Below are 5,386 nucleotides of genomic sequence, written 5' to 3'. Positions count from 1 at the left end.
TTGACGGGGATAAGACCAATTCTGTGTCTTTTTTTATTTTTGCGGAACAGAAAGTCCGTAAAAGAACATTGTAACTATATCTTGTATATGTTTTTCTCGATCTCCTTCAAGAAGCTGTGCCCCGAAATCATCACCTAATTTAGTGAACATTTGAATGTACAGTAACATCATTTCTTTTGAAAGATGAGGATTAATTTCATTTTTGCGCTGTGCTTGTTCTAATATTTCTAAATACCAAGGCAGGATTTTTTCATTTTGATAACTATAAATAAATTCTTGGAGCTCTTCGTCTTTTTGCATCATTTGTAGTAACATATCAGGCTGAAATAACCCGCCCGTATTCATTTTTCTTACAATCATTTTTTGCATCATATCATGAAAAGGTAACTTTTCTTCTGCAAGTTCTTTATAATATTGAAATTCAGATATTATAAATTCTTGTATAAGTTCCCTAAATAACGCATCTTTACTTCCAAAATGATTATAAATTGTAACTTGAGAAACGTTTGCTTTTTTTGCAATATGTTCTATTTTCACTTCATTAAATCCACGTTCTGAAAATAATACGAAGGCTGCCTCTTTAATGGCACGCTTTTTCTTTTCTTTCACTTTTTCAAAGCCGTTCAATATAATCACCTCATTTAAAATATACAAGAAAAAATAATTGAAAACAATTTTTTTGAAATATGGACATATAAATATTTCAAAAAGTTGTTGCGAATCTGAAAGATGAGGAGTACAATAATTTTGAAATATCACATGTTAAATATTTCAAAAAATGAGGTGGACTTATGATTTCAGTTCAAAATGTTACAAAACAGTTTTCAAATGGAAAAGGCTTGTTTAATATTACATTTGAAGTGAAAGAAGGGGAAGCTTTTGGCTACTTAGGACCAAATGGAGCCGGGAAATCAACAACGATTCGTAATTTAATGGGATTTATAAAACCGACGGCTGGTAAAGCGACAATTTTCGGATTAGATTGTTGGGAAGATGCTGCGAAAATTCAAAGAGAAGTTGGCTATTTACCAGGAGAAATTTCTTTTATTGAAGGAATGAATGGATTAGAATTTTTAAATTTGATGCAAGGAATGCGTGGGTTAAAAGATATAAAAAGACGAGATGAATTGATAGAACGTTTGCAATTCGATGTGAAAACACCAATTCGAAAAATGTCTAAAGGAATGAAACAAAAAGTAGGGATTGTTGCTGCATTTATGCATGATCCAGAAGTACTAATTTTAGATGAACCGACATCAGGACTCGATCCACTTATGCAACAAGTATTTATAGATTTAATATTAGAGGAAAAGCAAAGAGGGAAAACGATTCTTATGTCATCGCATATTTTCACTGAAATTGAGAGAACTTGTGACAGAGTGGCTATTATTAAAGATGGTTGCCTTGTAACAGTTGAAAACATTCATGATTTACAAGGCATGAGAAGACAGGTGATAGATGTAACTGTATCATCTCAAGAAGAAATCAAGTCTCTTAAACAATGTGATTTGCAATTTGAAGGAGTGAAAGGTAGAGAGGCGTCAATTATTGTGCAAGGAAACTATCAAACTGTTTTACAAATACTTTCAAACTATAATGTAACGGCACTTCAAACGAGAGCGGCGGATTTAGAACATTTATTTATGCATTATTACGAGAAGAAAGAAGGGATAAAGCATGAATAAACAACTATTTTTAGCTAGTTTGAAAGAAACTCAAAAAAGTATATTGAGCTATGCTACTGGTGCAGCACTTTATTTATGGTTGTTAATTTGGATATTCCCATCAATGGTTTCAGCGAAAGGGTTAAATGAATTAATAAGTGCCATGCCTGATAGTGTAAAAAAAATCGTTGGTATGGAAAGTCCAATTCAAAATGTAATGGATTTTTTAGCTGGTGAGTACTATAGCCTATTATTTATTATCATTTTAACAATTTTTTGTGTCACAGTTGCAACACATTTAATTGCTCGTCATGTAGATAAAGGGGCGATGGCATACTTATTAGCAACACCTGTATCAAGGGGGAAAATTGCAATTACACAAGCTACTGTCCTCATATTGGGGTTACTAATTATTGTAATTGTTACGTATGTAGCGGGTTTATTAGGTGCAGAATGGTTTTTAAGTGATAATAACTTAAATAAAGAATTATTCCTGAAGATAAACGTAGTCGGAGGGTTAATATTTTTAGTCGTTAGTGCTTATTCATTTTTCTTTTCTTGTATATGTAATGACGAAAGAAAGGCACTTAGTTATTCAGCAAGTTTAACAATCTTATTTTTCGTATTAGATATGGTAGGTAAATTAAGCGATAAGTTAGAGTGGATGAGAAGTCTATCATTATTTACTCTATTTCGCCCGAAAGAAATTGCTGAAGGAACATATAATATATGGCCAGTGAGTATAGGTTTAACAGCTGGAGCGCTTTGTATTTTCATAGTAGCAATTGTAGTGTTTAGGAAGAGGGATTTACCGTTGTAAAGTAGAAAGTCCACTGAGAAAGTGGACTTTTTTGTTTGTGAATTTGAACCGATATGTTTATTGTGTAGCACCCTAAAAAGGATATTTATCTTTTAATTTACAAAAATATTCAAAAAAGTGAACCTTTTTATAGGGGCGTCCGTCTAATACGTGTAAAGTTAAATTTGAAGTGAGGCTGAAACAGGAGGACCAATTGTGAAAGTAATTCCTTTATATAAGATGATTGTAAAAGAAGAAACGGATGTTTCTTTAGCAAAAAAGGGTAATCATGAGGCTTTTATGACACTTATACATACAGAAAAAGTGAAGATGTATCGCATTGCAAAGGCAATGTTACGTGATGAGACAAATATAGAGGATGCGATACAGACAACAATTTTAAAAGCCTATGAAAATATAAAAAAATTAAAAAAAGAAGAGTTTTTTCAAACTTGGTTAATTCGAATTTTAATGAATGAGTGTAACAATATAATTCGCTCTTATAAAAAAGTAATTGTAATTGAGGATCATGATAGTAATATGGTGGCGTTCGATCGATATGAAGATATTGACCTTTGTAATGCTATTCAGTCTTTAACGGAAGAACTAAGAGCTGTAACTGTACTTTATTATTATGAAGATATGAATCAAGAAAGTATTGCAACGCTTTTAGAAATTCCAAAAGGCACGGTTAAATCAAGATTGTCACGTGCAAGGGAACAATTAGAAGAGCGATTAAAGATGGAGTAGGAGGTGGTTAAAATGGATAAAGAAAAATCATTTGATGAAAAATTAAAAAAGAGAATAGAAAAGGATAATACCGTATTGCCACAGGCACTAAACGAAAAAATTAATGATACACTTCGTAATCTTCCTGTAAAAAGAAAGAGTTATAGAGTACATATGATGTTTATTAGTGCCGCTGTTCTAACACTGTCAATTGTATCTATGTCTGAGTTTTCTATACAGAGCTTTGCACAAAATGGAGGGATGCTTAATTACGTAAAGAAGAATGCGTTTTCTGATTATGAGAATGAAGAAGAAATAAAGTCGAACGTCAATTATCCAGATAAGGAAAAGATTCATCAAAAGATGCTTGATTCAATTGATCATTTCCAAAATGTTTCAGGGCAATTCGAAGAATATTCTAGCTCTACAAGAATTGCTACAACATATAAATATGCGATTGATACGGAGAAACAAAGTGGTATTTCATCTAAAGAAGACAAACTATCGAAAAAAAGCACGATTATTTATAGCGAGGACGGAAAAAAAGAGTTTAATGATAAGAATAATACGTATAAAGAGACGAGATGGAGCCCGAAAGAAAGAAATAATGAACTATTAAAATTAAGCCCTACGGAAAGGGTGTTGAGAAAATCAGGTGAGAAGAAACGGTATGATGACGAATATGTGGGATTCGCTAAATACAGTATTCAATCAGAATTTGCTGATCTATTAATTCGATATAAAGATTGGAGTTATAAAGAAACAAAGTATCTTGGACTCGATTGCTACAAAATAGAAGGGGTAATAAACATAGAAATGCCTGTAAGTACATCTGAAGATTTGAGAGGGAAATTTGAAATGGTTGTAGATAAAAATACGGGGATTATGTTGAAGTTCCTTAGTTTCCATGAAGGTATGATTCAATATTCGATTACGACTGAATGGATACAAATAAACAAAGGATTGAAAGAGAATGTATTTCAAAAGGATAGCACTAATTATGAAAAATTGAAAAACATATTAGATGAATAGAAAACGGAGGGAACTATATGGAGAATACCTCTCCTTCAAGAGAAAAGAAAAATAAACGAAAATATAAAAAGACAACGATAATAAGTGTATTGTTAGGAGTATTACTATTTGGCGGAGTTGGGTATGGTGCCTATGTATATATGAAAACTTCTAATCTCGTACAAAAATCTAATTTGAACTTATCGCGTGGTGAAAAATCAAATTTACGTGAGAAAGCTGTAAAGCCAATTACAAACAACGTTTCAATGTTAATTATGGGAATTGATGAAAATCCAGAACGGCAAAAGGGGTATAATGGTGCATTTCATACGGATGCATTATTGTTAGCTACGTTTAATAAAGAAGATAAGACAGTGAAGTTAACCAGTATACCACGAGATACATATACATATGTTCCAATCGAAAAGAAAAAGGATAAAATAACACACGCATATGGAAGTGGCTTCGTTAAAAACGGAAAAGATGGAGGGCCACAAGCTTCTGTTGAGGCAGTAGAAAAGTTACTGCAAGTACCGGTAGATTATTTTGTGAAATTTAATTTTGGTTCATTTATTAAAATTGTTGATGGGCTCGATGGTGTTGAGGTAGATGTCCCGGTTGAATTTACTGAACAAAACAGTAAAGATGAACCTGATACGATTCACTTGAAAAAAGGGGTTCAAAAATTAACGGGAGAAGAAGCACTTGCTTTGGCGAGAACTCGTCATATTGATAGTGATGCAATGAGGGGACAGCGCCAACAACTTGTTATTGAGGCGATTTTAAGTAAATTAAAAAGTGTAGGGTCTATTACAAAACTGGAGAAAATGGTTGAGGCCGTCGATGGTGATTTTAAAACAAATTTAGCATTGGATGATATTTTATCTTTTTATAAATATGGTTTAGATTGTTCAGTTGAGAAGATTCAACTGAACGGTGATGATTTATATTTACCAAATGGCCCAAATGGACAGCGTGTATATTATTATAATCCTAATAAAAATGACTTACAAAATTTGAGTAATACACTCAGAACACATCTTGGATTAAGTGAGAAGCAAATTGAGGAAAACTAAAGCAGATGTTATATCTGCTTTTTTGTTTTTGTAGGAAAGAGATTTCTAAAATATACATTATTTATTAACGATAATCTACAGTCTGTTTATTAGAAAACATAATTAAC

General features: G+C 32.3%; 6 protein-coding genes. 5 read left to right on the top strand and 1 reads right to left on the bottom strand.

The window, feature by feature from the left end; translation table 11 throughout:
- Positions 1-33: 33 nt before the first annotated feature.
- Positions 34-627: a TetR/AcrR family transcriptional regulator gene (locus V7038_RS22275; protein WP_002111118.1), complete on the bottom strand. Its 594-nt coding sequence runs from the start codon at positions 625-627 to the stop codon at positions 34-36.
- 164 nt (positions 628-791) lie between these two features.
- Here V7038_RS22275 and V7038_RS22270 point away from each other — a divergent pair, with 164 nt between their 5' ends.
- The 5 genes from V7038_RS22270 to V7038_RS22250 all read left to right on the top strand — a co-directional run bounded on the left by V7038_RS22270 (position 792) and on the right by V7038_RS22250 (position 5,279).
- Positions 792-1,685 carry an ABC transporter ATP-binding protein gene (locus tag V7038_RS22270; RefSeq protein ID WP_335695644.1) on the top strand — a complete coding sequence of 298 codons (894 nt, stop codon included), beginning with the start codon at positions 792-794 and terminating at the stop codon, positions 1,683-1,685.
- Positions 1,678-2,484, top strand: a complete 807-nt coding sequence (locus V7038_RS22265) for an ABC transporter permease subunit (protein WP_335695643.1) — start codon at positions 1,678-1,680, stop codon at positions 2,482-2,484. The genes V7038_RS22270 and V7038_RS22265 overlap by 8 nt, the downstream gene beginning before the upstream one ends.
- A gap of 195 nt (positions 2,485-2,679) precedes the next feature.
- Positions 2,680-3,213 carry an RNA polymerase sigma factor gene (locus tag V7038_RS22260; protein WP_002111115.1) on the top strand — a complete coding sequence of 178 codons (534 nt, stop codon included), beginning with the start codon at positions 2,680-2,682 and terminating at the stop codon, positions 3,211-3,213.
- A gap of 12 nt (positions 3,214-3,225) precedes the next feature.
- The gene (locus V7038_RS22255; RefSeq protein WP_002111114.1) at positions 3,226-4,224 is read left to right on the top strand and encodes a hypothetical protein; all 999 of its coding nucleotides are present in this window, start codon (positions 3,226-3,228) and stop codon (positions 4,222-4,224) included.
- 17 nt (positions 4,225-4,241) lie between these two features.
- Positions 4,242-5,279, top strand: coding sequence for an LCP family protein (locus tag V7038_RS22250; protein ID WP_002111113.1), 1,038 nt, complete (start codon positions 4,242-4,244; stop codon positions 5,277-5,279).
- Positions 5,280-5,386 lie beyond the last annotated feature (107 nt).

Source organism: Bacillus sp. JJ783 (assembly GCF_036963225.1).
GTDB classification, from domain to species: Bacteria; Bacillota; Bacilli; order Bacillales; family Bacillaceae_G; genus Bacillus_A; species Bacillus_A cereus_U.
Note: the sequence above shows the minus strand (reverse complement) of the source record. Positions and strands in the feature narration are given on the sequence as shown.